Source organism: Nocardiopsis sp. Huas11, from assembly GCF_003634495.1.
Lineage (GTDB): Bacteria > Actinomycetota > Actinomycetes > Streptosporangiales > Streptosporangiaceae > Nocardiopsis.
Map to the genome: position 1 here is coordinate 1,603,823 of NZ_RBKY01000001.1, position 22,235 is coordinate 1,626,057.

20 protein-coding genes are annotated in these 22,235 nt (G+C 72.8%); 10 read left to right on the forward strand and 10 right to left on the reverse strand.

What is annotated here, in order from left to right:
- Positions 1 to 96 precede the first annotated feature (96 nt).
- The gene (locus tag DFP74_RS07150) at positions 97 to 3,228 is read right to left on the reverse strand and encodes a sacsin N-terminal ATP-binding-like domain-containing protein (protein WP_121180972.1); all 3,132 of its coding nucleotides are present in this window, start codon (positions 3,226 to 3,228) and stop codon (positions 97 to 99) included.
- Between the two features lie 154 nt (positions 3,229 to 3,382).
- Positions 3,383 to 4,138: a DUF3027 domain-containing protein gene (locus DFP74_RS07155; RefSeq protein ID WP_121180973.1), complete on the reverse strand. Its 756-nt coding sequence runs from the start codon at positions 4,136 to 4,138 to the stop codon at positions 3,383 to 3,385.
- A gap of 277 nt (positions 4,139 to 4,415) precedes the next feature.
- Between DFP74_RS07155 and DFP74_RS07160 the strand changes: the two genes are divergently transcribed.
- Both DFP74_RS07160 and DFP74_RS07165 read left to right on the forward strand, forming a co-directional pair.
- On the forward strand, positions 4,416 to 5,768 hold the full coding sequence (locus tag DFP74_RS07160) for an FAD-binding oxidoreductase (RefSeq protein WP_121180974.1): 1,353 nt from the start codon (positions 4,416 to 4,418) through the stop codon (positions 5,766 to 5,768).
- 62 nt (positions 5,769 to 5,830) lie between these two features.
- Complete coding sequence (locus tag DFP74_RS07165) at positions 5,831 to 6,715, forward strand: sigma-70 family RNA polymerase sigma factor (protein WP_121180975.1); 885 nt, start codon at positions 5,831 to 5,833, stop codon at positions 6,713 to 6,715.
- 115 nt (positions 6,716 to 6,830) lie between these two features.
- Here the strand turns inward: DFP74_RS07165 and DFP74_RS07170 are convergent, their stop codons facing one another.
- Together DFP74_RS07170 and DFP74_RS07175 are read right to left on the reverse strand one after the other, a co-directional pair.
- Positions 6,831 to 7,214, reverse strand: a complete 384-nt coding sequence (locus DFP74_RS07170) for a cold-shock protein (RefSeq protein ID WP_121180976.1) — start codon at positions 7,212 to 7,214, stop codon at positions 6,831 to 6,833.
- 538 nt (positions 7,215 to 7,752) lie between these two features.
- Complete coding sequence (locus DFP74_RS07175; protein ID WP_121180977.1) at positions 7,753 to 8,517, reverse strand: hypothetical protein; 765 nt, start codon at positions 8,515 to 8,517, stop codon at positions 7,753 to 7,755.
- 164 nt (positions 8,518 to 8,681) lie between these two features.
- On the opposite strand from DFP74_RS07175, the gene DFP74_RS07180 reads away from it, so the two are divergent.
- From DFP74_RS07180 to DFP74_RS07205, 5 genes are all read left to right on the forward strand, one after another.
- Positions 8,682 to 11,138, forward strand: a complete 2,457-nt coding sequence (locus tag DFP74_RS07180) for a helicase C-terminal domain-containing protein (protein WP_121180978.1) — start codon at positions 8,682 to 8,684, stop codon at positions 11,136 to 11,138.
- Between the two features lie 276 nt (positions 11,139 to 11,414).
- Positions 11,415 to 11,822 carry a hypothetical protein gene (locus DFP74_RS07185; protein ID WP_121180979.1) on the forward strand — a complete coding sequence of 136 codons (408 nt, stop codon included), beginning with the start codon at positions 11,415 to 11,417 and terminating at the stop codon, positions 11,820 to 11,822.
- A 91-nt stretch (positions 11,823 to 11,913) separates the two neighbouring features.
- Positions 11,914 to 12,363 (forward strand): hypothetical protein, encoded by a 450-nt coding sequence (locus DFP74_RS35125; RefSeq protein ID WP_370013356.1) that lies wholly within the window; start codon positions 11,914 to 11,916, stop codon positions 12,361 to 12,363.
- 49 nt (positions 12,364 to 12,412) lie between these two features.
- Positions 12,413 to 12,850 carry a hypothetical protein gene (locus DFP74_RS33465; protein ID WP_158612972.1) on the forward strand — a complete coding sequence of 146 codons (438 nt, stop codon included), beginning with the start codon at positions 12,413 to 12,415 and terminating at the stop codon, positions 12,848 to 12,850.
- An 87-nt stretch (positions 12,851 to 12,937) separates the two neighbouring features.
- Entirely contained in the window at positions 12,938 to 14,584 is a 1,647-nt protein-coding gene (locus DFP74_RS07205; RefSeq protein ID WP_121180982.1) for a DNA repair helicase XPB, read from the forward strand.
- A gap of 7 nt (positions 14,585 to 14,591) precedes the next feature.
- Here the strand turns inward: DFP74_RS07205 and DFP74_RS07210 are convergent, their stop codons facing one another.
- On the reverse strand, positions 14,592 to 14,828 hold the full coding sequence (locus tag DFP74_RS07210) for a hypothetical protein (RefSeq protein ID WP_121180983.1): 237 nt from the start codon (positions 14,826 to 14,828) through the stop codon (positions 14,592 to 14,594).
- A 240-nt stretch (positions 14,829 to 15,068) separates the two neighbouring features.
- Between DFP74_RS07210 and DFP74_RS07215 the strand changes: the two genes are divergently transcribed.
- Both DFP74_RS07215 and DFP74_RS07220 read left to right on the forward strand, forming a co-directional pair.
- A complete protein-coding gene (locus DFP74_RS07215) occupies positions 15,069 to 16,061 on the forward strand; it encodes a R2-like ligand-binding oxidase (protein ID WP_121180984.1) in 993 nt (330 codons plus the stop codon).
- A 229-nt stretch (positions 16,062 to 16,290) separates the two neighbouring features.
- Complete coding sequence (locus tag DFP74_RS07220) at positions 16,291 to 16,566, forward strand: hypothetical protein (RefSeq protein WP_121180985.1); 276 nt, start codon at positions 16,291 to 16,293, stop codon at positions 16,564 to 16,566.
- A 262-nt stretch (positions 16,567 to 16,828) separates the two neighbouring features.
- On the opposite strand, the gene DFP74_RS07225 is transcribed toward DFP74_RS07220, so the two are convergent.
- Complete coding sequence (locus DFP74_RS07225) at positions 16,829 to 17,419, reverse strand: LURP-one-related/scramblase family protein (protein ID WP_121188097.1); 591 nt, start codon at positions 17,417 to 17,419, stop codon at positions 16,829 to 16,831.
- 108 nt (positions 17,420 to 17,527) lie between these two features.
- Positions 17,528 to 18,598: a zeta toxin family protein gene (locus DFP74_RS07230; RefSeq protein ID WP_121180986.1), complete on the reverse strand. Its 1,071-nt coding sequence runs from the start codon at positions 18,596 to 18,598 to the stop codon at positions 17,528 to 17,530.
- Positions 18,599 to 18,722: 124 nt separating this feature from the next.
- On the opposite strand from DFP74_RS07230, the gene DFP74_RS07235 reads away from it, so the two are divergent.
- Positions 18,723 to 19,148 (forward strand): NUDIX domain-containing protein, encoded by a 426-nt coding sequence (locus tag DFP74_RS07235; protein ID WP_121180987.1) that lies wholly within the window; start codon positions 18,723 to 18,725, stop codon positions 19,146 to 19,148.
- A gap of 20 nt (positions 19,149 to 19,168) precedes the next feature.
- Here the strand turns inward: DFP74_RS07235 and DFP74_RS07240 are convergent, their stop codons facing one another.
- From DFP74_RS07240 to DFP74_RS07250, 3 genes are all read right to left on the reverse strand, one after another.
- On the reverse strand, positions 19,169 to 19,771 hold the full coding sequence (locus tag DFP74_RS07240) for a Uma2 family endonuclease (protein ID WP_233570847.1): 603 nt from the start codon (positions 19,769 to 19,771) through the stop codon (positions 19,169 to 19,171).
- Positions 19,772 to 19,812: 41 nt separating this feature from the next.
- On the reverse strand, positions 19,813 to 20,868 hold the full coding sequence (gene iscB, locus DFP74_RS07245) for an RNA-guided endonuclease IscB (RefSeq protein WP_121180988.1): 1,056 nt from the start codon (positions 20,866 to 20,868) through the stop codon (positions 19,813 to 19,815).
- A 468-nt stretch (positions 20,869 to 21,336) separates the two neighbouring features.
- Entirely contained in the window at positions 21,337 to 22,209 is an 873-nt protein-coding gene (locus DFP74_RS07250) for a CPBP family intramembrane glutamic endopeptidase (protein ID WP_121180989.1), read from the reverse strand.
- Between the last annotated feature and the right edge of the window lie 26 nt (positions 22,210 to 22,235).

Genomic DNA, 22,235 nt, shown 5'->3' on the forward strand with positions numbered 1-22,235 from the left:
ACAGCGGCCCGCCCACAACGAACGCACAGGCCCTCAGAGCACACCCGTTTCCGGAGAGAGCGCGCTCCGCGCCCGAGGAGCCGCCTCGGGCACCGGTCAGTCGAGATCGGCCTCGGCCAACAGGCGCGCCGCGGACGAGGGGTCCCTCAGGACCGCCGCCACCGAGTGGCGCCGCGACCACTGGCCGGCGCGCCAGCACAGCGCCCGGGCCAACCCCTCCGGGGTGGCCGCGTGGATCGTGCCGTCACCCGCGTACCACTCGACCTCCACGCCGTCCACGGTGAGCGACGCGTGGTGCAGGTAGGTGCGGTCCGGCTCGTCGTCGGGCGCCAGGAAGAGTGCGGCCTCGTCCGGGACCGGCCGGAGCTGGCCGGTCGTGCCGATCTCCCCCGCCACCGCCTCGGACGCCATGGCCAGGTCGAGGACGTCGGCCACGGCGTCGGCCGTGTCCGTGGGCGCCAGCACCAGCGGGCGGTCGTCGAGCAGCGGCAGCAGGTCCGGCGAGTCCAGAACCAGCGCGTCCTCGGCGTCGGCGACGACGATCGCGCCACCGCGCACGGCCCGCACCCGGGCCGGCGGCGAGACCAGGTCGGCGTCGACCTCCGCCAGCGCCGCCCACACCCGGCGCAGAGCCGCGCGGTCCACGTGCCGGTCGGGGTCGGCCAGCCGCGCGAGGAGGTCGTCCGGTCCGTCGGGATCGGCGACCAGGTCGTCGAGGCCGGTGCGCACCCCCAGCGCACGCGCGAACTCGGGATCCACGTCGGCGGGCACCAGGTCGTAGAGCCCGGCGAGCGCGGTGTCGGCGTCGGCGGTGCGCAGCTCCACCGGCGCCCGACCGCCGACCAGGGCGCGGGTGCGCAGCCACCAGGCGGTGTAGGAGGGCACGTCGACCGCCCGGCCGTCGGGCAGGACGATCCGCGCGGGCTCGGTGACGGCCTCGCGCAGCGGGCCCCGCGAGAGCATCGCCAGGGCGCGCGGCCACTGGTCGTCGGCGATGTAGTCCAGGTCCACGACGCACACGAGTTCGGGCGCGACCGGCGGCAGCTCGGGGTCGCCCACGCGCTCCAGCATCTCGTCGGCCCAGTCCTCCAGCCCGTCGGGGCCGTCCTCGCCGGCGGAGCCCTCGAACTCGTCCACGAGGTCGTCGCCCAGCGCCGCGTCCTGCGCCCGCACGACCGACAGCTCCCACAGGGCGCCGACGGCGCGCAGGGTCTCGGTGCCGTGCCGGTCCACCAGGTCCGCGTGGACGGTGCCGAAGGGCGCGTCGTCCACGAGCAGGTCGGCCAGGGGCGCGCCGGGCACCAGCAGTTCGGCGGCCACGGAGTAGCCGTCCTCGTCGTCGCGCAGAGCCAGCTCGGCCAGCCACGGCGCGTCCGCGACCGTGGTGCCGGACGCGGCCACCAGGTCCAGGACGGCCTCGGCCACGGGTTCGGGGTCCTCGGCGTCCAGGGAGTCGCGGACCGCCGCCTCGGTGCGCGCGTCCGCCAGGACGGTCGCCGCGTCGGCGTCGACCGCGCCCAGGCGGCGCAGCAGCGTGTGCACGGCCTCGGGGTGGACCACCCGCACACCCAGGGCGGCCAGGACGGACGGTTCGAGGTGGTGGCCCTGGGCGTCGGCGACGCGGTCCCAGTCCTCCGTCGGCAGGAGCAGGGAGCGGGGCCCCCGGACGAGCCGCCCGTCGACGAGCGGGACCGGCAGGGCGCCCAGTTCGTCGAGGTCGGCCCCGGCACCGCCGGCGTCGGCCAGGGCGGCGTACAGCTCGGCCCACCAGTGCGGCGGACGGTCGGTGTCGGCGATCAGGTCGGCGAGGTCGGCCAGGCCGAGCCGGTGCACGCGCAGCGCGGACAGCGCCGGGTGGCGCGGGCTCCAGGTCCCGGGCAGCAGCGCCGGGACGAGGTCGGCCAGGGCCGCCGTGACCCCGGCCGCGCCGCCCGATCCGCCGGTGTCCAGCAGCACGGCGTCGCGGGGCGCGGCCGGGGCCCCGCCCGCGGTGACCAGGAAGGGCGTGTCCCGGAGGGGCTCGGCGACGCGGGCGCGGAAGGAGGCGTCGACCGCGCCGCCGCCGACCCGGGTGCCGGGCACCAGGTCCAGGGCCGCGCGCGCGTCGAATCCGCGCAGCAGGGCGCAGTAGGCGTCGGCCGCCTCCGCCAGCAGCAGGTCCGTGACGGGGCCGGGCTGCACGGTGCGCCGGTCACTGCCCAGCGGGAAGGTGCCCAGCAGGACCGCCGGGAGGTCGAGTTCGGTGTCGGTGGGGGTGGGCGCGTGCACGACCCGGTCCACGTCGGCGGGCAGGGTCGCGAGCGCGCCGTCCTCGTCGACGGGAACGGCCCAGGTCAGCGTCCAGCCGGTCCGGCCGCGCTCCTCGGTGGGGCGGTCGCCGAGCAGTTCCGGGTCCAGTTCACCGGAGCGGGTCAGGACCCGCCACAGGGTGGTCCGGGTGCCGTCGGCGTCGCGCAGCGTGGTCATGAGGTCGGCGCCCTCGGAGGACGGCTCCTGGCGCGTGATGACGCGTTCGGTGCCGTCGACGGCGATCTGGACCTCGGAGAGGCCGGGCAGGGCCAGCACGAGGGCCTCGCCGGTGTGCTCGAGCAGGTCACGGACGCGCTCGCGGGTGGCCTCGTCGCGCAGGCGGAGCGTGACGTCGGTGTCGTAGCCGGGCGTGGAACCGTCCGCGTCGGCGGGGAAGGGCAGGCGCAGCATCGGGACGTGACCGGAGCGCCGCCGCACCTCCTCGCCGAGGTCGGCGTGGGCGGCGCCGCCGGAGAGCAGTTCGTCGACCGCGGCGCGGGCGAGATCGGCGCGGAAGCACACGGCGGAGCCGCCGGAGCGGACGGTGACGTCGTCGCTCAGGGCCGCCACGGCGGAGAAGCCCACCCCGAAGCGGCCGGCCGATCCGTGGTCGTCGCGCTTGGTCGAGGCACGCAGGGTGGCCAGCGACTCCACGCCCTCGGCGGTCAGCGGCTCACCCGTGTTCGCGGCGGTGAGCTCGGAGCCGTCCAGGGACAGGCGCAGTCGGCCCGGGACCCCGGCGCGACGGGCCGCGTCGGCGGCGTTCTGGGCGAGTTCCACGACGACGCGGTCGCGGTAGCCGCCGAGTGCGAAGTCCTCTTCGGCGTTCGCGTCCTCACGGAACCTCGCGGGGGCGTCGGCCCACGCCGCGAGCACGCGTCTACGCAGTTCGGCCGTATTGAAGGGATCGATCCGTGAAGCGGTCACCGGCTCGGCCATGGTGGTTTTTCCTCCTGCGCTGCGGGCACGGCCCGGCACGGTGCACCCCGGACGGGAGCGAGTGCGGTAACAACGACCCTAGCCCACGGAGGAGGCGCCGCGGGGCCGGGTCGGCCGCCCGGCGTGCCCGCGCCCGGGGGCGCGGCGCGGGCCCTCAGGAGTCGGAGGAGACGAGTTCCAGTTCCGTGGTGTCGTCGAAGACGATGTGGTCGTAGCCGAGTTCGTCGACGACCGGCACGGCGGGGTCGTTCTTGGAGACGGGGGTGCGCACCTCGGAGTGGGCTCCGCAGCCGTGGTCGAGCGAGACGACCTTGCCGTCGTCGGGCGCGTACTCGTTGGTGCACACACCGAACATCTGCCGCAGTTCGCCGGCGAGCGGGGTCAGGAAGCCGCACGTCGCGCAGCGGGCCGGGGCGGCCGTGGCGATCGGGCTGCGCGGCCCGGACTCGCCGTTGTACCAGCGCTCGGCGGCCTGCTCGCGACCGGTCTCGGACAAGACCTGGCGGCGGCCCAGTCCCAGCTCCCACACCATCTGCTGGTCGACGCCCTCGGCGTCCAGTTCGCTGTCGGGCACCTGCGCGTAACCGGGGATGAGGCGCTCGTCGTCCTCCTCGACCGGCAGCAGGTCGCCCACGCCGAGGTCGCCGGGGCGCAGGCGCTCCTTCCACGGCACCCATTCGGGCGCGGTGAGGGCGCCCTCGCCGGGCAGCAGGACGACCTCGTTGACGGTGACGTCCTTGGCGCGCGAGGCGCGGACGACGGTGACGGCGTAGGTCCACCCGGGGTAGGCGGGGTCCAGGCAGGTGAAGTAGTGGGTGACCAGGCGCGTGTCCTCGACCTCGGGGTCCAGGGGTGCGCCGACCCATTCGGGTCGCCCGACCTCGGCAGCCACCGAGCGCGCCAGCTCCACCGCGTCGATACAGGCTTTGTCCGGTACAGGAGAACGTCGAGAAGGGCTCACGTTCCCCATTCTCACTGATCGCCGACACCGATTTGACCATAACGCGGGTCAAGGTTCAGCCGATACGCCCTCTTGATGAAGTCTTGTGGCGATCGTGTCGTCCGGTCACGGCCCTGGCCGCCCGGCGTGCGCCGCTTTCGTGTCACGTTCTCCCGAGCCGCCGTGTCAGAGGGGTGAGAGCGAGAAAGGGACGCCGACCGCGTCCCGCACCACCGACGGAGGAACGATGCGCCAGCACACGACGGACACGGCGACCACGACGGCCGGCGCCGGGCTCGCCGCCGAGGCCCGGGGCCGGGTGCTCCTGCCCGGCGATGCGGGGTTCGAGGCGGCCCGCAGACCGTGGAACCGGGCGGTCGACCAGCCGGTGGCGGCCGTGGTCGAGGCCGCCGACGCCGACGATGTGGCCGCCGTGGTGCGCCACGCGCGCCGGGCGGGGCTGGCCGTGGCCGTCCAGCCGAACGGGCACGGGCCCTCCGGCGGCACGGACGGCGCGATCCTGCTGCGGACCGGGCTCTTGGACGAGGTCGAGATCCACCCCCGGAAGCGGTGGGCGCGGGTGGGCGCCGGCGCCGCGTGGGGACCCGTTCTGGCGGCGGCCGCCCGACACGGCCTGACCGGACCGGCGGGCAGCTCGCCCCTGGTCAGCGTGACCGGCTACACCCTCGGCGGCGGCCAGGGCTGGTTCTCCCGTCGGTACGGGCTCGCCGCCGACGGCGTCCGGGCCTTCGACACCGTGACCGCCGACGGCCGGACCGCGCGCGTCACGGCCGAGTCCGACCCCGACCTGTTCTGGGCGCTGCGCGGGGGCGGCGGCGACTTCGCCGTCGTCACCGCCGTGGAGTTCGACCTGCTGCCCGTGCCGTCCCTCTACGGCGGCCGACTGCTGTGGCCCGGGCACCGTGCCGCCGAGGTCTTCGCGGCCTTTCGCGAGCTGACCGCCACGGCCCCGCCCGAGCTCAGCCTGTGGATGACCCGCGTCGAGGTACCGCAGGCCCCGCCGATGGTCGCCCTGGACACGGCCTACCTGGGTCCGGAGGACGAGGGAGCGGCCCTGCTCCGCGGCTTCGACGCGATCGGTGGCGCCCTCTCCGACCGGCGCGCCACGATGTCGCCGGCCGACCTCGGCGCCATCACGGGCGATCCCACCGAGCCGGGACCGTCGCTGTCCCGGGCCGAGCTGCTCACCCGACTGGACGCGCGAGTGGAGGGCGCGCTGACGACCGACCCCGTCGACCCGCTCCTCACCGTCCAGCTGCGGCACCTGGGCGGCGCGATGGCCGACACCGGCAGGGCGACCGGCGCGCACGGGCCGCTGACGGAGCCCTACCTGCTCTACACGGTCGGCCTCGCCCCGGCACCGGAGGCGGCCGCCGCGGTCGCCGCGCGCCAGGCCGCACTCGTGCGGGGACTCGGCACGGCCGTGAGCGGGCGCAAGCCGTTCACCTTCCTCTCCCCGGGCGAGGACCCGCGGGCGGCCTTTCCCGCGCCGGCCCTGGCCCGTCTGCGCGGCATCAAACGCGACCGCGACCCGCGCGGCGTCATCCGCTCCAACTTCCCGGTGCTCGAGGGCCTCTGAACCCTTACCGGCACCCCCGCGGCGGAGCACACGCTCAGCACGACCCGACAGGGAAGGACACGATGAGGGACCACGACTGGCTGGCCGCCCGGTTCGACGAGCACCGCGCACACCTGCGCGCGGTGGCCCACCGGATCCTCGGTTCGGCCGCGGAGGCCGACGACGCCCTCCAGGAGGCCTGGCTGCGCGCCCGCGCGGCCGACGCGGGCGAGGTGGACAACGTCGGCGGGTGGCTGACCACCATCGTGTCCCGCGTGTGCCTCAACATGCTGCGCTCCCGGGGCACGCGCCGGGAGGAGGCCCTGGACCGGTACGAGCCGGACGCCGCGATGGTCCTGGCCCCGGACGACGCGGTCGACCCCGAGCACGAGGCGCTCATGGCGGACTCGGTGGGTCTGGCCCTCCAAGTGGTGTTGGAGACCCTGACGCCGGCCGAGCGCCTGGCGTTCGTCCTGCACGACATGTTCGCGGTGCCCTTCGAGGAGGTCGCCCCGATCGTCGGCCACTCCACGGCCGCCGCCCGCCAGCTCGCCAGCCGCGCGCGCCGCCGGGTGCGGGGCGCGGACCTGTCGCCGCGGGCGGACCGCGCCCGCCGCCGACGGGTGGTCGACGCGTTCACCGCTGCCGCGCGCCACGGCGACTTCGACGCCCTGTTGACCGTCCTGGACCCCGAGGTCGTCCTGCGGGTGGAGACGGGGTCCGCGCCGGTGCGCGTCGAGCGCGGCGCGACGGCGGTGGCCGGACAGGCCACCCGGTTCCGCCTGGGCGGGCCCGCCGCCGAGGTCCACCCGGTGCTGGTCGACGGGGCGTCGGGGCTCCTGGTGGTCAAGGACGGACGCCCGTACTCCGTGATGGCCTTCTCGGTGACCGACGACCGGGTGACGGAGATCGCCGTCGTCTCCGACCCCGAGCGCATCGGCGGCCTGCGCCCGCCGGCGTCGGGCTGAACACCACGCGTGTCGGGCCGCACACGCAGATGTCGGGGCCGCACACGGGTGTCGGGCCGCACACGCGACGAGGCGGGGCCGGGCTCCTTCCCCGGCCCCGCCTCGTCGTGGGGTGTCAGGCCTCCAGGTCGTCGGCGACCGCGCGCAGCACGGCGGCGATCTGGCCCGCGTCCCGCCGTTCGGGGTGCCGGCCCCTGCGGTAGCCGGTGGACAGGCCTTCGAGCAGCTTGATGAGGTCCTCGGTGATGACGACCATCTCGTCGGGCTTCTTGCGCCGGGCCTTGACCACGGAGTGCTGGGTGTCGAGGAGTTTCACCTGGAGCGCCTGCGCGCCCTTGCGGCCTTCGGCCACGCCGAACTCCACCCTCTGTCCTGGGGAGAGCGAGGTGGTGCCGGGAGGAAGGGAGGAAGAGTGCACGAAGACCTCACCGCCGTCGTCCTGGGTGAGGAATCCGAAACCCTTGTCGCCGTCGTACCACTTGACCTTGCCGGTGGGCACGTAGTGACCTCATGCTTTCACAGTCGGGCACCACGAGTTCCGGGAGCGCTCAACCGTGTTCTCGCGCTCCGTCATTCCCGCGGCGGCCCTTGGTTTCCATGGGTGGTCAACCAGGCTAGTGCGCGGACCGAAAGCCGTCCATGGCAATATCGCCGCTCGGGGCGAGGGCCTCGGAAGGGGCGCGAACCGGCGCCGGAGGCGGTTTCGGAGCGCGCCGGCCCGGAACGCCAGAACGAGGCCCGGATGCGGCTCACCCGGGCCTCGCGACGTCGACGGCGGTCCTTGTCACCGCTGGGTGCGGAGTGTGGGACGGGACTCGGCGGAGAGACGGGACCTCCGCGACGTGTGCGGCGTCCGGTCTGGCTGCCGGATCACCGCTTCTGACGTGGCCACCTTCTCGGTGGCGGTGTAGCACCAGGATTACCCCGCCGGACACGCGAGAACGCCTGGTAACGGGCTGACCGGAAAAGGTTATTCCGAGCATTTACCAAGTTATGACCAGTCCCGCGAATGGTCGTCCGGGGCGCCCGGTCGCCCGTCAACCGGGCGTGCGCGCCGACCGCTCCTGCGCCCGCGCCGACCGCAGCACGCGCGGGTAGAGCAGGAACACGCTCACCAGCGAGGCCAGGCCGAGACCGATGACACCGGTCGCCGGGAGCGACTCCTGGATGTAGCGGTCGATGAACTTGGCCTCGCCCGGCCACAGCGCCATCGCGATCGCGCATCCCAGCAGCGGCAGGCCGACGCCGATCCACTTGTCCCGCGCCGTCCACACCCGGCTGAGCACGATGAGCGCCGCGGCCAGCACCCACACGAACGCCAGGTTCCACCCCCAGGGCACGGTGAGCAGCATCAGTCCCAGGGCCGCCGTCTCCGGCCCGTGGTGGCGCACCGCCATGGACAGGCCGCGCAGCCCGCCGGCCGCCCGGGCCCGTCCGCCGACGGTCATCTCGGTCTGCCCCGGGCCCTCCAGCAGGGACATCAGTCCGTGGCTGGGGCCGCCCCGCCAGGGCGGCGGCGGCCGGTCGGCGTGCCGGGGCTTGGGCGGGATCATCTCGTCGTCCTCGAGGTCGAGGTCACGACCGCCGAAATCCCGCTCCACCAGGTCCTCCGGAGTACCGAGACCGAGCAGGATCCTGCGGACGGTCTCCTCGTCGCGACCGGCCGCGGCGCGCCGCGACTCGATGCGGGAGCGCACCGTCGTGAGATAGGCCGTCCGCTCCCTCGCGGACACACGACCGTGCAGCACCAGAGCGACCTCGGACAGATAGTCGAGTACCAATTGTTCCGAGCGCTGGGTCATGACCCCATATTGGCCCACAATGACCTGGCTTTTAACCCCTTCATCCAATTACGGTCGGTCATTTGTCGGTCGATACGGTCTGCACACGCGTGGCAGCGGGCACCGCCCGCCCAGTACGGGGACTGAAGCGCCCTACGGTGCGGGCATCGCTTAGCGTGGACACGATGACCGACAACGCACAGCTCGACGAGCACGAACCTGGTGCGGGGAGCCGTGGCGCCCCCGGCTCGGGCCGCCCCCCGACGTTCACCTCCTGGCTGCGCGGTCGGTCGGACGACGAACTCGCGGCCCTGGTGGCCGCGCGCCCCGACCTCGTCCAACCGGTTCCGGCCGACATCGGCGCGCTCGCCACGCGCGCCACCACGCGCAACCCCGTCCTGCGGGTCCTGGAGCGCCTGGACCGTTTCGGCCTCCAGGTCCTGGAGTCCGTGGTCGCCCTCGGCGACGACCGCCTGTCCGAACCCGTGGGCGTCACCACCGCCGACCTGTCCGCCGCGCTGGGCCTCACCCCGGCGGCGGACCCGGCCGACGACCTCCTCGCCCGCACCCTGGACGACCTGCTCCGTCTCGCCCTGGTGTGGCCCGACCGCGGACGGCTGCGGCCCGTCCAGGTCCTGCGCGACCTGCTGCCCCAGCCCGCGCAGCTCGGTCCGCCCGTGCGCCCGCTCCTGGCCGCCCTGCCGCACAGCACGGTCAAGCGGCTCGCCGACGACCTGGTGCCCGCCAGCACCGCGGTCACGCCCGTGGAGTCCGTCGCCACCTACCTGTCCGAACCGGCCCACGTCGGCGCCCTCGTCGGCCAGGTCGGCGACCAGGCCAGGCGGCTGCTGGACAGCCTGGCCTGGGGTCCGCCCCACGGCACGGTGACCGACGCGCGTCGCGAGATCTCGCTGGCCAACGCCTCCTCCCCGGTCGAGACGCTCCTGGCGCGGGGGCTGCTCGTCCCCACCGGCGACGACACCCTCACGCTGCCCCGCGAGGTGGCGCTGTACCTGCGTTCGGGTCTGCTGTTCCGCGACGCGTCGACCGCCCCCGAGCCCTTCGAGGGACGGGAGAACCCGGGCACGACCGTGACCCAGGCCGCCGCCGGCCAGGCGTTCACGCTGCTGCGCGCGCTGGAGGAGCTGATGGAGCGCTGGTCGGAGGACCCCGCCGGGGTCCTGCGCAACGGCGGGCTGGGCGTGCGCGACCTGCGCCGGGCCGCCCAGGTGATGGACACCGACGAGCAGACCGCCGCCCTGTACCTGGAGACCGCCCGGGCCGCGGGACTGATCGCCACCGACGACCGCGTCGCCGGCGAGTGGCTGCCCACGCGCGAGTACGACCTGTGGCGGGAGCGCCCGCCCGAGTGGCGCTGGCTGCGCCTGGCCCGCGCCTGGCTGGAGTCGGACCGGGTGGCCGCGCTCAACGGATCACGGGACGCGGGGGGCCGGGTCCGCAACGTGCTGGGCCCCGGACTGGTCCGCCCGGCCGCACCGCAGGCCCGCCACGACGCGCTCTCGGAGCTGGGGACCGCGCCTCCGGGCTTCGCCCCGACCGCGGAGTCGCTGGCCGCGCGCCTGGTCTGGCGCCGCCCGCGCCGCCAGTCGGCGCTGTACACCGAACTCGTGGGGTACGCGCTGTCCGAGGCGGCCGAGCTCGGACTCACCGGACGCGGCGCCCTCGCCGAGCACGCGCGCCCCCTGTTGGAGGGCGACGAGGACGCGGCCGCACGCGTGCTGTCCGCCGAGCTGCCCACGCCGCTGGACTACGTGCTGGTCCAGGGGGACATGACCGCGGTGGCCCCGGGCCCCCTGGTGACCGAGCTCGCCCGCGAGCTCGCCCTGATCGCCGACGTGGAGTCCACGGGCGGGGCGACCGTGTACCGCTTCACGGAGGAGTCCGTGCGCCGCGCCCTGGACGCGGGCCGGGGCATCGCCGACATCACCGATCTGCTCGAACGCCACTCCCGCACACCTTTGCCCCAGGCACTGCGCTATCTGGTGTCCGACGTGGGACGCCGCCACGGGCGCCTGCGCGCGGGCACGGCCTCCAGCTACCTGCGGTGCGACGAGCCGTCGGTGCTGGAGGAGCTGGTGAACGACCGCCGGGCGGGCGACCTGGGGCTGGTGCGACTGGCGCCGACGGTCGTGGCAGCCGGGGTGAGTCGGGCCGCGCTGGTGGAACGGCTGCGCCAGCTGGGGTACCACCCGGTGCCCGAGAGCGGTGACGGATCCATGCGGTTGAGCCGGCCGGAGGTGCGCCGGGCCGACCCGGGGGACGTGCCGGCGCCGAGCGGGTCGGGCGCGTCCCGGGAGCTGTCCCGCGCGGCGGTGAAGGCGATGCGGGCCGGGGACGAGGCGTCCAACATCGCCCGCCGACCGGTGCCGCTGCCCGAGGACGGGCCGCCCGGATCGCGCACGGCGGCGGTCCTGGAGGCGCTCACCCGCGCGGCCAGGGAGGGGCGCAGGGTGTGGATCGGGTACACGGACACCGACGGCCGCCAGGTGAGCCGGATCGTGGAGCCGTCCGGCGTCGACGGCGGCTTCCTGACCGGCTACGACGCCACCCGCGACGCCGTGCACCGCTTCGCCGCCCACCGCATCAGCGCCATCGCCGAGCTGGAGAACACCCCCGACTGACCCCGACACGAAGCCTCCCTCGGGAGTGGGGGTGGGCGACGGGCGGAAAAGGAACCGCGCCGCAGGCGACCCATGGGGGAAAACTCCCGACACCGACACGAAGTGTCCCTCGGGAGTGGTGGCGGGTGGCAGGCAGAAAAGGAACCGCGCCGCAGGCGACCCATGAGGGAAAACTCCCGACACCGACACGAAGTGTCCCTCGGGAGTGGTGGTGGGTGGCGGGCGGGCTAGAGTGGCCGCGAGGTTGGTCGACCACCGACAGCGAGAGAACCCTCCATGAGCAACGCCTCTCTGCCCCCCGGAGCATCCTCCCCCCGTGATCGTGACCGCGGTTCCGGCCGCGGGGCGGAGCGTTCGGCGGAGCGCGACGGGGACCGGGACGAGCCCGCCACCGTCACGGGCGGCGGATCCAGCAGCTCCACGATGGCCCTGATCCTGCACGCGCTGACCTTCCTGTGCTGCGCGAACTGGCTGTTCGGGATCGCCGGGATCGTGTTCGCCGTCCGGGCCGCGCACGCGCGCGACCGCGGACGCGGGGACCAGGCGGAGACGCTCACCAGATACTCCTGGTACTGCCTGGGCGCGGCGGGAGTGATGTTCTTCGTCATGCTGGTGCTGACCTTCATCACGTGGACACAGGCGGGGTCGTGGATCGACGGCATCGCCCCGGTCACCAACTGGTGATCCCGCCCGCGGGACCGAACCATGGCACGCGTCGGCGCGTCCCATGGTGTGGGGCGGGGTAGAAGCCGAGGAGGCACGGCGGGAGGTGGCAGTGGACAGGGCACAGAACAGTCCTCGGGACTTCTGGGAGAAGGGCAGCGGCGCCGGAGGCGGCGCGCCCCGGCCCCTCGGCGGCGCACCCCGGCCCGCGCGGCCGCCCGGCCCCGGCGCGGCCCCCGGCCTCGTCGTGCCGACCGAGCCCCGGCCGACCGGCCCTCCCCCGCGCGTCGGCGGCGCCGTGGCCGCCCTCGTGGTGGCGCTGCTCACCCTCGCCGTACCGGTCCTGGGCGTCTCGCTCGGCTTCTGGTTCTTCCTGCTGGTCACCAACGTCCCCGGCATCGGCTTCGGCATCGCGGCCCTGACCAAGATCCCCGACGAGGCCGCCGTGGAACGCTTCCTGCGCTACACGTGGGCGTGCAACTTCGCCTATCTCGTGTTGTCGGTGGTGTTCCTGGTCCCTGTGATGATCCTGGCGCTCATGGTGACGATGTTCGCCCTCTGAGCGCCTGCCCCCGATCCCCCGCACCCGAAAGCTTCGGAGACGCACGACGATGAGTGACGACTGGTACCAGCAGCAGCCTCCTCCGGGCCCCCAGGGGGGCTACGGCGGCTACGGCGGCTACGGCGGCTACGGCGACTCCACCGGCGGCTACGCCGCCCACGGGTCCTACGGGTCCTACGGGTCCTACGGCGGCGGCTACCCGCCTCCCCAGGACCCCTACGCGCCGACCGGTGAGATGCCCTCCCAGGGCAACATGGTCGGCGCGCTCGTCATGGCGATCATCCTGATGGTGACCTGCTGCGGCGCGGTGTCCGTCGTCGGCGTGGTCTTCTCCGCCCTGGCACTGGGTGAGAAGTACGACTCCGAGCGCGCCGCCAAGTACACCCGCTACGCGTGGATCTCGAACTGGATCAACCTGGGCATCGTCCTTTTCGTGATCGTGGCCTACATCCTGTTGATGGTCTTCGCGTTCGCCTCGTCCGCCTGATCGGAGGGCGAAGGCCGGCCCGGGCATGATCCGGGCGTCCGCCGCGTTGCACCTGTGGCCGCCCGCCCCACCAGATTGAAGGTCCGCGTGTCCTGCCTGATCGTCCAGTCCGACAAGACGCTCCTGCTCGAGATCGACCACGAGCTCGCCGGGGAGTGCCGCCGCGCCATCGCGCCCTTCGCCGAGCTGGAGCGCGCCCCCGAGCACGTGCACACCTACCGGATCACCCCGTTGGCCCTGTGGAACGCACGCGCCGCGGGGCACGACGCCGAGCAGGTCGTGGACGCGCTGATCAGCTACTCGCGCTTCCCCGTGCCGCACTCGCTGCTGGTGGACATCGCCGAGACCATGGACCGCTACGGGCGGTTGAAGCTCGTGGGCGACCCCGTGCGCGGCCTGGTCCTGGAGTCCACCGACCGCGCGGTGCTGGAGGAGATCGTCCGCGCCAAGAAGCTCAAGGGCATGCTGGGCGAGCGGTTGAGTCCGGACTCGGTCGCGGTGCACCCGAGCCAGCGCGGCAACCTGAAGCAGGCGCTGCTCAAGATCGGCTGGCCGGCCGAGGACCTGGCCGGGTACGTCGACGGTGAGGCGCACGCGATCGAGCTCGACCAGGACGGCTGGGAGCTGCGCGGCTACCAGCGGGAGGCCGCGGAGAGCTTCCACGCCGGCGGCTCCGGCGTGGTGGTGCTCCCCTGCGGCGCGGGCAAGACCATCGTGGGCGCCGCGGCGATGGCGATGACCGGCGCGACCACGCTCATCCTGGTGACCAACACGGTCTCCGTGCACCAGTGGAAGTCCGAACTGCTCAAGCGCACGTCGCTGACCGAGGAGGAGATCGGCGAGTACTCCGGTACCCGCAAGGAGATCCGCCCTGTCACCATCGCGACGTACCAGGTGATGGCGGCCCGCCGGAAGGGCGTGTACACGCACCTGGAGCTGTTCGACGCCCGCGACTGGGGGCTCGTGGTCTACGACGAGGTGCACCTGCTGCCCGCGCCGATCTTCCGGATGACCGCGGACCTGCAGGCGCGGCGCCGTCTGGGGCTGACCGCCACGCTGGTGCGCGAGGACGAGCGCGAGGGCGACGTGTTCTCGCTGATCGGCCCCAAGCGCTACGACGCCCCGTGGAAGGACATGGAGAACCAGGGGTGGATCGCCCCGGCGGACTGCGTCGAGGTCCGGGTGGACCTGTCGGAGTCCGAGCGCATGGCCTACGCCACCGCCGAGCCGGAGGACCGCTACCGCTTCTGCGCCTCGTCGGAGACCAAGACCACCGTGGTGCGGGAGCTCGTGGAACGCCACCCGGACGAGCAGGTCCTGGTCATCGGGTCCTACATCGACCAGCTGGACGATCTCGGCGCCTCGCTGGGGGCGCCGGTCATCAAGGGCGAGACGCGCAACAAGGAGCGCGAGCGCCTGTTCGACGCGTTCCGCTCCGGTGAACTGCGCACGCTGGTGGTCTCGAAGGTCGCGAACTTCTCGATCGACCTGCCCGAGGCCGGTGTGGCGATCCAGGTGTCGGGCTCGTTCGGCTCGCGCCAGGAGGAGGCCCAGCGCCTCGGACGGGTGCTGCGGCCCAAGACCGACGGCCGCGCGGCGCGCTTCTACGCCGTGGTGGCGCGGGACACGCTGGACCAGGAGTACGCGGCGCACCGGCAGCGCTTCCTGGCCGAGCAGGGGTACGCCTACCGGATCACGGACGCGGCCGACCTGCGGGCGGGCGACGAGATCTGACCACGGGTCAGACCGAGGGCAGACCGCCCATGACGTAGGTGAACGCGGCGATGCCCCAGGCCACCAGCGAATAGCTCAGCGTGCGCGTGCGCAGGATCCGGTCGCCGCGCACGGACGGCGCGGTGAGGGCGGCGACGAGCAGGGCCAGCCCGAGGAACGCGGGGATCGCGGAGGCCAGGGCGAACAGCTGGGTCTGGGCGGCGCAGTCGGCATAGCCGGAGGTGCCGGGATCACCACAGAACACGTCGTCTCCCGATCGGATCGTTCGGTGCGGGCGGTACTCCCCGACCGTACCGTTTCGGAGCGGCCGGATCACCGCCGCGGCCGACCGTATCCGGGGCCCGTCGGCCCTGTGGGCGCGGCGTCGCCGACCCCCTGGCCGAACACGATTCGGGTGTGTCGTGGCACAGGCCACGCCTGCCCTTTACACGAAGCCGCTTCGTGTCCAATCATGAGGACAGCCACAGCCCCCCAGGAGGCCCCCATGCCCGTCCCCGCCGCCGATCGGCCCGCCCCCACGACCCAGCGCACCGGTTTCCACTCGCTGCGAGGAGGCGGTCTCAACTGGGACTCGCTGCCTCTGCGCCTGTTCACCAAGGGCAACGCCCGCTTCTGGAACCCCGCGGACATCGACCTCAGCCAGGACGCCGAGGACTGGAAGAAGCTCAACGACGAGGCGCGGACGCGGATCCTGCGCCTGTGCGCGTTCTTCGTGGCGGGCGAGGAGGCGGTCACCGAGGACATCCAGCCCTTCCTGCGCGCGATGGCCGCCGAAGGCCGCCTGGGCGACGAGATGTACCTGACCCAGTTCGCGTTCGAGGAGGCCAAGCACGTCCAGGCGTTCCGCCTGTGGCTGGACGCCCTGGGCGTGCGGGACGACCTCCACGGGTTCGTCGACGCCAACGCCGGATACCGCGCGCTGTTCTACGACGAGCTGCCCCGGTCCCTGGACGCCCTCCTGCACGACCCGGGCCCGCGCAACCAGGTGCGCGCCTCGGTGACCTACAACCACATCATCGAGGGCTCACTCGCCCTCACCGGCTACTACGCCTGGAACCACCTGTGCACCGTGCGCGACATCTTCCCCGGGATGCGCGAGATCGTGCGCAGGATCGGCGACGACGAGCGCCGCCACATGGCGTGGGGCACCTTCACCTGCCGTCGGCACGTCGCCGCCGACGAGGCCAACTGGGAGGTGGTGCGCGAGCGCCTGGACGAACTCCTCCCGCACGTGCTGACCACGGTCGACGAGGGCGACCGGCCCTCCAGCGACCCCGACGCGCAGCGCTACGAGCTGCCGACCGGCGAGCTGCTCAGGTACGCGGGCGACCGGGCCACACGCCGCCTGGGCGCCATCGAGTCGGCGCGGGGCGTGCCGCTGGCCCGCATCGACCTGGACGCCTCACCCGAGGACCTGGAGGAGCGGTTCGGCGAGGAGGACCGCGCGGCCATGGCCCGGGTGGCCCCCTCGGAGTGAGGCGCCGACGGCACGGAGCGGGACCGGACACAACAAAGCGCCGCAGAATGACATAAAGACCAAAAAGGGTCGGCAAAAGTCGGCTTTACTTTTGCTTTGCACCTGCTTTACCAAAGGAATTTCTACTATCAATTCGGGTTCGCCGCCCATGCGGCGGACCCGAATTCTGCGTCCCGCTGCCCGTGTGGGCGGGGCTCCCCCCTGCCCGGGCCCAAGACCGAGGTGCTTTGTGAAGCTCACCAGGACACTCGCCGTCGCCGTCATGACCGCCGCCGCCACACTCGCACTCGCCGCCCCGGCCGCCGCTCTCGCCCCGAAGGTCGAACCGACCCCGCAGTGCGAGAGCAATGGCAACAAGCCGCCCTGCTGGGAGTACTACACCTGGTACTGGACCTATTCCGCGTGCCACGCGGAGGGCCAGAAGCAGGTGTCCAGCCACGCCAGGTACGACGACTACACCTGTGACGGTGGAGCCACCGTCTACCTCTGGCTGCACCGGAGGTAGCCCGGCGACCCCGGTCCCGCCACACCCCACGCCGGCGGGACCGGACCCCTTGCCGTGCCCGACCGCCCGCCCGCCCGCTAACCGTCCGCGTGCATGACGAGGTCGATGACGATCCCGGACGCGACGACGAGGGTGTTCAGCGGCTCGGGCAGCGTCCCGTACCGCCGCCGAGCACAGTAGGTTCCGGCCGGAGCGTCCGTCCCGGCCGCGGCCACAAGCGGCCGGCGGTCGGCGGGCCATGGCCGGTGCCCGCCCGGGACGGCTACCTGCTGCCCTCGCGCAGGACGAGGTCGATCGCGATCCCCGACGCGACGACCAGGGTCTTCAGCGGCTCGGGCAGCGTCGGGTACCGGCGCCGCAGGACGTAGGTGTCGGCGGCGGTGAAGGCCTCCCCCAGGGAGGGCAGGCTCCGGTCGACCCGTGCCACCTCGTGGCCGTTGTGGTCGTTGATCTTGAACTCGCGGCCGACGAAGTTGCCCTCGATGGTGCCGAGCTTGCGCTTCCACGGGTCCATCAGCGTGAAGCCGGCCTTGAAGAACTTGAGGTCCTGCTCGATGGTGCCGACCGGCCGCCCGTCGGGCCAGGACACCGTCGTCGTCGCGGTCATCCAGGACCACTGCTTGTGGATCGTGAGCCGCGGGCGCCGGTACATGTCGTTGACGACGACCTTGCGCTGGAACCCGGCCGTGTTGTCGACGAGGGCGCGCAGGACGCGCGTGCCCGAGTTCAGGTCCGGCTCGTAGACGTGGGCGATCTGCTGCCCGCGCTCGTCGAAGCAGTGGTACTCCGACTCATCGACCATGAAGCGCTTGGGCTGCTTCACGAGGAGGGGATTGGCGGCGAAGAAGTCCATGACGAGCACTCTAGAACCTGGTCGTAGCCCTCCACACCGCAGGCCACGGCCACATACGGCCACGCGATCCGCCCGGAGTCACCGGCGTCTCGGCCGCCGGTCGCGCGGTCAGTCGTCGTCCGGGCGCCACAGCTCCCGGCGACCGCGCTCGGCCTCCAGCGCGATGCGGCCGAAGGGCTCACTGCGCCAGTCGCCGCCCTCCGCCACGTGGTTGGCGTACAGGATGTCGCCCTCCCGCGACAGGACGTAGAGCGAGTCCACCAGGCGATGGGTCTCCAGGAACTCGATGGTGTTGGGTACGCCCAGGTAGAAGCGGTCGTGCTGGTCCTGCGTGATCCACCGGCCGAAACCCTGGTCCTGGCGGGACCGCGAGAGGCGGTCGGCGATCGCGAACCGGCTGTTGGACGCGTGCGTGGCCACGAAGGCCACCTCCACCCGATAGCCGGCGTCGCGAAAGCCCTGGACCCAGTGCGCCGCCCAGTCCGCCCGGCCGAGCGGGTGGCTGCACACGACGTCCACCCGACCCGCGTGCACGTGGTCCATGGCCAGTCGGTGCAGGCCCGCGACCTGCGCGGCCAGCGCATGCGAGGCCGCGAGGTCGTCCTCGGCCATCGCCCACTCGTAGTCCGGGGCCAGCCGCAGCAGGTCGTCGCCGTCGTAGCTGACCGTCCCCTCGGGCAGCACCGGCATGACCTGGCGCTGCAGGGTCGACTTGCCGGAGCCGGGCTGGCCGCCGAAGAGCAGCAGGCGCGGGCGCTCGCGCGCGGGGCCGGACAGCCGCTCGCGCAGCGCGAGGTCGAACAGGGCGGTCAGCTCGTCCCCCCGCACGGTGCGGCCGAGTTCTGAGGGCGTGGCGCCCTGCGGCGGCCGCACGGGTCGCGCGCGCAGGTCGGCGATGGTCGCGGGCAGTTCGTCGTTGAGGCGGCGCAGCTGATCGGGCGCCAGGTGGGGCAGCATGGACTCCTCGCTCAGCAGCACCCGGGCCCGCTCGGCCAGCGACGGATCGGTGCCGCCGCGGGACAGGCAGGCTCCGATGGCGGCGCTGTAGAGGTTGTAGGCCTTCTCCCGGGCCTGGCGGAGATCGTCGGTCTGGGGCGGGACGCCCCCGCTGGAGCTGTGCGACAGGAGCGGACGCGGCTCCGTGGTGGGGGCGTCGGTGGTCTCGTGAGGGATCGCCATGCTGGCCGCCTTTCCGGCCGGCGGAGGGCCGGAGTCGATGGGGCACCGCTTCTGACACCCCGGATGCTAGTGGCTTGGCTCACGTCCGTCCGGTGATCGGGCCGATGCGGCCTAGAGTGGCCACATGCCGCAGACTCCGCCCGCGCAGGGCCCCGCCGTGATCGACGCCCTGGCCTGGGTGCACGTCCACGAGGGACGGCTGCTGTGCGTCCGGTCCCGAGGCAAGGACCTGCTCTACGTCCCCGGTGGCAAGCGCGATCCCGGTGAGAGCGACGAGGCCGCCGTGACGCGTGAGGCACGCGAGGAGGTCAGCGTGGTCCTGCGTCCGGGCACCTTCCGCCAGGTCGCGGTGATCGACGAGGCCGCCCACGACCAGGCGCCCGGCACACGCGTGCGCATGGCCTGCTACGCCGCCGAGCACGACGGCCGGATCCGCGCCGACAACGAGATCACCGGCCTGGAGTGGATCGGCTTCGCCGACCGCGACCGCTGCGCCCCCGCCGTCCGCCGCCTCGTGGAGATCCTGCACGCGGAGGGCACCGTCCGCTGACCGCCCCGCCCCTCACGGCCTCAGGCGGGCCAGGTGTCCGGGCCGGGGAACTTGGACGTGTCGATGTCGAGCCCGAAGGGCTCCGGCAGCGTGATCTTCTCCCCGAAGTCCACCGTGGTCGCGTGGTTGTAGCGCCCGTTGCCCGGCTGCTCGTAGAGGGTGACCGACGGCCCGTTCTCGTCCCAGGCGTCGACCAGCAGGTAGAGCGGGACCGGGCCGTGCGCGTATCCCCACAACTTGTTCTTGCGGTCGGTGTCCTTGCTGCTCTTGGACACGATCTCGACCACCAGTTCCGCCTCGTCCGCGGGGCAGGGCGACCGTGAAGGGTCGAGGACGACGGACTCGGGCATGACGACCAGGTCGGGCATGTACAGCCGCTCGACGGCCGGCACCTGGATACCCAGGGTCTGGTAGATGCCCCAGTCATCGGGAACGGCACGGGCGAGGGCACGGTTCACCCGGACCGCGATGTAGTTGTGGGGATCAGATGGGGGAGCCTCGAGCACGACTCCGTTGTCATCGACGATCTCGGCCCGCCAACCGTCGGGCACGTCCAACTGTTGCCAGGTGCGCAGGAAGTAATCCCATCTCGACGACTCCACCTGAGCAGGGGGTTCAGTCACGGTAGGACCCATCGGTGTGTCGGGCGTGGAAGCCCGGTCCTTCACGGCCGGGAAACGCCCTTCTCCTCCCGGATCGTATAGGCGTAGCCGTCGGCGCGTTGAAGCAGACGCAGGTGCCTGCGGTTGATGCCCTGGACAGTGCCATGAGCAGTGGTGATGTTGAAGCTTCCCGAAGCACGCACCGCGACCCGCCCGGTGTGGATCCCGGCCTTCTTCCCCTTGGGAACGACGGCACGGACCAGGTCACCGGTGGCGAACCCGAAGAACCGTTTGGTTCGCGGCAGCCGCAACCGGGGGAAGCCGTACTTGTCGGGGCGGGTCCGGGCATAGGTCCCGCGCCCGGAGCACCCGGCCACCAGCACCGTGCTCACGGTCTGGGCGACCTCCTCGGCCTTGCCCACGCACAGTGCGTCCAGTGTGTGGGACTTGGGCAACCGGTTACGGGTGCGGTTCCACTTGGTGCGCCCGTTCAGCGGCGCGTTGGTGGCCCCGCAGTAGGCGCAGGCACGGCCGAACTTGGCCAGCAGGTACTCGCGCACCTCGTAGCCGTGCAGGGTCCCCTGTTGGTAGCCCACACCTTCGAGGGGCCCGTCGACGGACAGGGCGTGGGTGTCGAACGCCACCCGCTCCACATGCACCGCCCCGACGGGTGCCCACCCGGTGAGCCGGTCGACCCACGAGACGGGGGTGTCCACCCGGTGCTGAAGGGACGGGGGCAGCCAGCCCCGGGGCCTGGCCCGGTTGCCGAACCGGGGCGGCCGGTAGCGCAGGTTCGAGGTGCGGCGGCGCCGACGATAGCCGGACCGCTGAGCGAGCTTCTTACGGATGGCCGCGCCCCGATGGTCGAGCTGAATCGCGTACCGGCCCCGGCGCTCCCCGCCCCGGTGGGTGAACACGGCGATGCCGGTGTGCCTCGATCCGGGGTCGATACCCAGTTCCACACCGTCCACCTCGGAGCCTTCGATCGTGCGGTCCTTGAGACGGATCACGAACGGGGTGTGCCGGTGTACCACCGCCCGGCCCTTGGCCAGGAGCTTGCGGGCCCTGGCCGGATGGCAGGGCTGCAACGGGGCGCCGCGCTTGTCGAGGACGAACACACACGGGTCACTCTCTCTGGTGTGGGCCTCACGGCCCTTCTCCCCGGCCCCGCAGGGCTCGGGAGTGACGCCGGAACCGCCAGGTGAGGCGGTACCGGTCTCCCCTCGCACATGTTCCGCACCGGGTACCACATCAGTGGTGTGGTGTCCGCGCCCCGTTTCGTCCCTGATCCTTGGGGTGTCTGCTGGCGCGGATTCCAGAGCAGGCCGCTGAGGAAGCACGGCCTGGTGGGTCTTCTGTCCTGTGCGGAACGTAGCCATCGAGGTCACCTCATCACGGGTGATGGCTGGTGCTGGTAAAAGCGCCCCCCAGCCGATTCGACTGAAAGCCCAGCCCTTCCGGGCCGGAATCCCTTTACTTCGAGTTGCACCTCCGGACAAGGACAGTAACGCTCCGTGCACCTCGTCACCCGACACTTCGCAGAATAACTCCCCACTGCGGCGGGACCACGAACGTCCACGCAGGTGTCAGGCCGGGGCCGGGTCGGGGACCCGCCCGGTCCAGCGGCCCCTGGTGCGGGCGAGCAGCATCGCGGTCGGCACACCGAGGACGAACGGCAGCAGGAAGGCCACCACCGTGAGGATGTCCGCGCCCTGCACCTCCAGGTAGCGACCGTTCAACAGGGCCTGGGCGACCGTCTGGAACACCAGGTGGAAGCCCACACACGCCCACACGCTGCCGGTCAGCACCCGCAGGCACCCGAGCACCAGGCCCATCACCAAGAACAGCGGCAGCCGTTCGGCGAGCACCTCCCAACCACTGTCGAGCACCCAGATCGCGCTCCCCCACAGCGCGAACAGCACGGCCTGGACCACCACCACGAGCCACGCCCCCATGGCGGCGTTGAGGTTGCGGAACAGGTAGCCGCGGAAGATCAGCTCCTCCGGCACCGCCTCGAACAGCAGCACCAGCACCGCCAGCAGCAGCAGACCCGCCACCGCCTCCGCCCCGGAGACGGACAGCCCGAACGCGCTCCACCCCATCGCCACGCACCAAGCGATGCCCGCGAAGCCCGGCAGCGCCCAGGACGCCGCGCCCACCAGGAACGGTCGCCACTGCGCACGGTCCAAGGTCAGCCCCAGCCCTCGCCACGGCCGCCGGTCCAGGTAGCGGCGGGCCAGCCACACCATGGGCAGCGCCAGCACGAACACCACAAGGGTGTTCACCACGTGGTGGGGGACGCTCAGCTCCCCGTCCGGGAAGAACGTGCCCACCCACGCCATCAGCCGCCAGATCAGGTGGGCTGCCGCCACCACGACGGCGACGCGCACGAGGAGGGGTGGTCGGCGCGCGTGCTCGCGGGCTCCGGCGGCGAGGGTCGTGGGGGCGGAATCGTCCATGGTGCCCAGTCTCATGTGGCCGCCCC

Bases quoted from the DNA above. Each gene is read 5' to 3' on its own strand.
- DFP74_RS07150 (WP_121180972.1), bottom strand. From the start codon at position 3,228: ATGGCCGAGCCGGTGACCGCTTCACGGATCGATCCCTTCAATACGGCC.
- DFP74_RS07160 (WP_121180974.1), top strand. From the start codon at position 4,416: ATGCGCCAGCACACGACGGACACGGCGACCACGACGGCCGGCGCCGGG.
- DFP74_RS07165 (WP_121180975.1), top strand. From the start codon at position 5,831: ATGAGGGACCACGACTGGCTGGCCGCCCGGTTCGACGAGCACCGCGCA.
- DFP74_RS07175 (WP_121180977.1), bottom strand. From the start codon at position 8,517: ATGACCCAGCGCTCGGAACAATTGGTACTCGACTATCTGTCCGAGGTC.
- DFP74_RS07180 (WP_121180978.1), top strand. From the start codon at position 8,682: ATGACCGACAACGCACAGCTCGACGAGCACGAACCTGGTGCGGGGAGC.
- DFP74_RS07185 (WP_121180979.1), top strand. From the start codon at position 11,415: ATGAGCAACGCCTCTCTGCCCCCCGGAGCATCCTCCCCCCGTGATCGT.
- DFP74_RS33465 (WP_158612972.1), top strand. From the start codon at position 12,413: ATGAGTGACGACTGGTACCAGCAGCAGCCTCCTCCGGGCCCCCAGGGG.
- DFP74_RS07215 (WP_121180984.1), top strand. From the start codon at position 15,069: ATGCCCGTCCCCGCCGCCGATCGGCCCGCCCCCACGACCCAGCGCACC.
- DFP74_RS07225 (WP_121188097.1), bottom strand. From the start codon at position 17,419: ATGGACTTCTTCGCCGCCAATCCCCTCCTCGTGAAGCAGCCCAAGCGC.
- DFP74_RS07230 (WP_121180986.1), bottom strand. From the start codon at position 18,598: ATGGCGATCCCTCACGAGACCACCGACGCCCCCACCACGGAGCCGCGT.
- DFP74_RS07235 (WP_121180987.1), top strand. From the start codon at position 18,723: ATGCCGCAGACTCCGCCCGCGCAGGGCCCCGCCGTGATCGACGCCCTG.
- DFP74_RS07250 (WP_121180989.1), bottom strand. From the start codon at position 22,209: ATGGACGATTCCGCCCCCACGACCCTCGCCGCCGGAGCCCGCGAGCAC.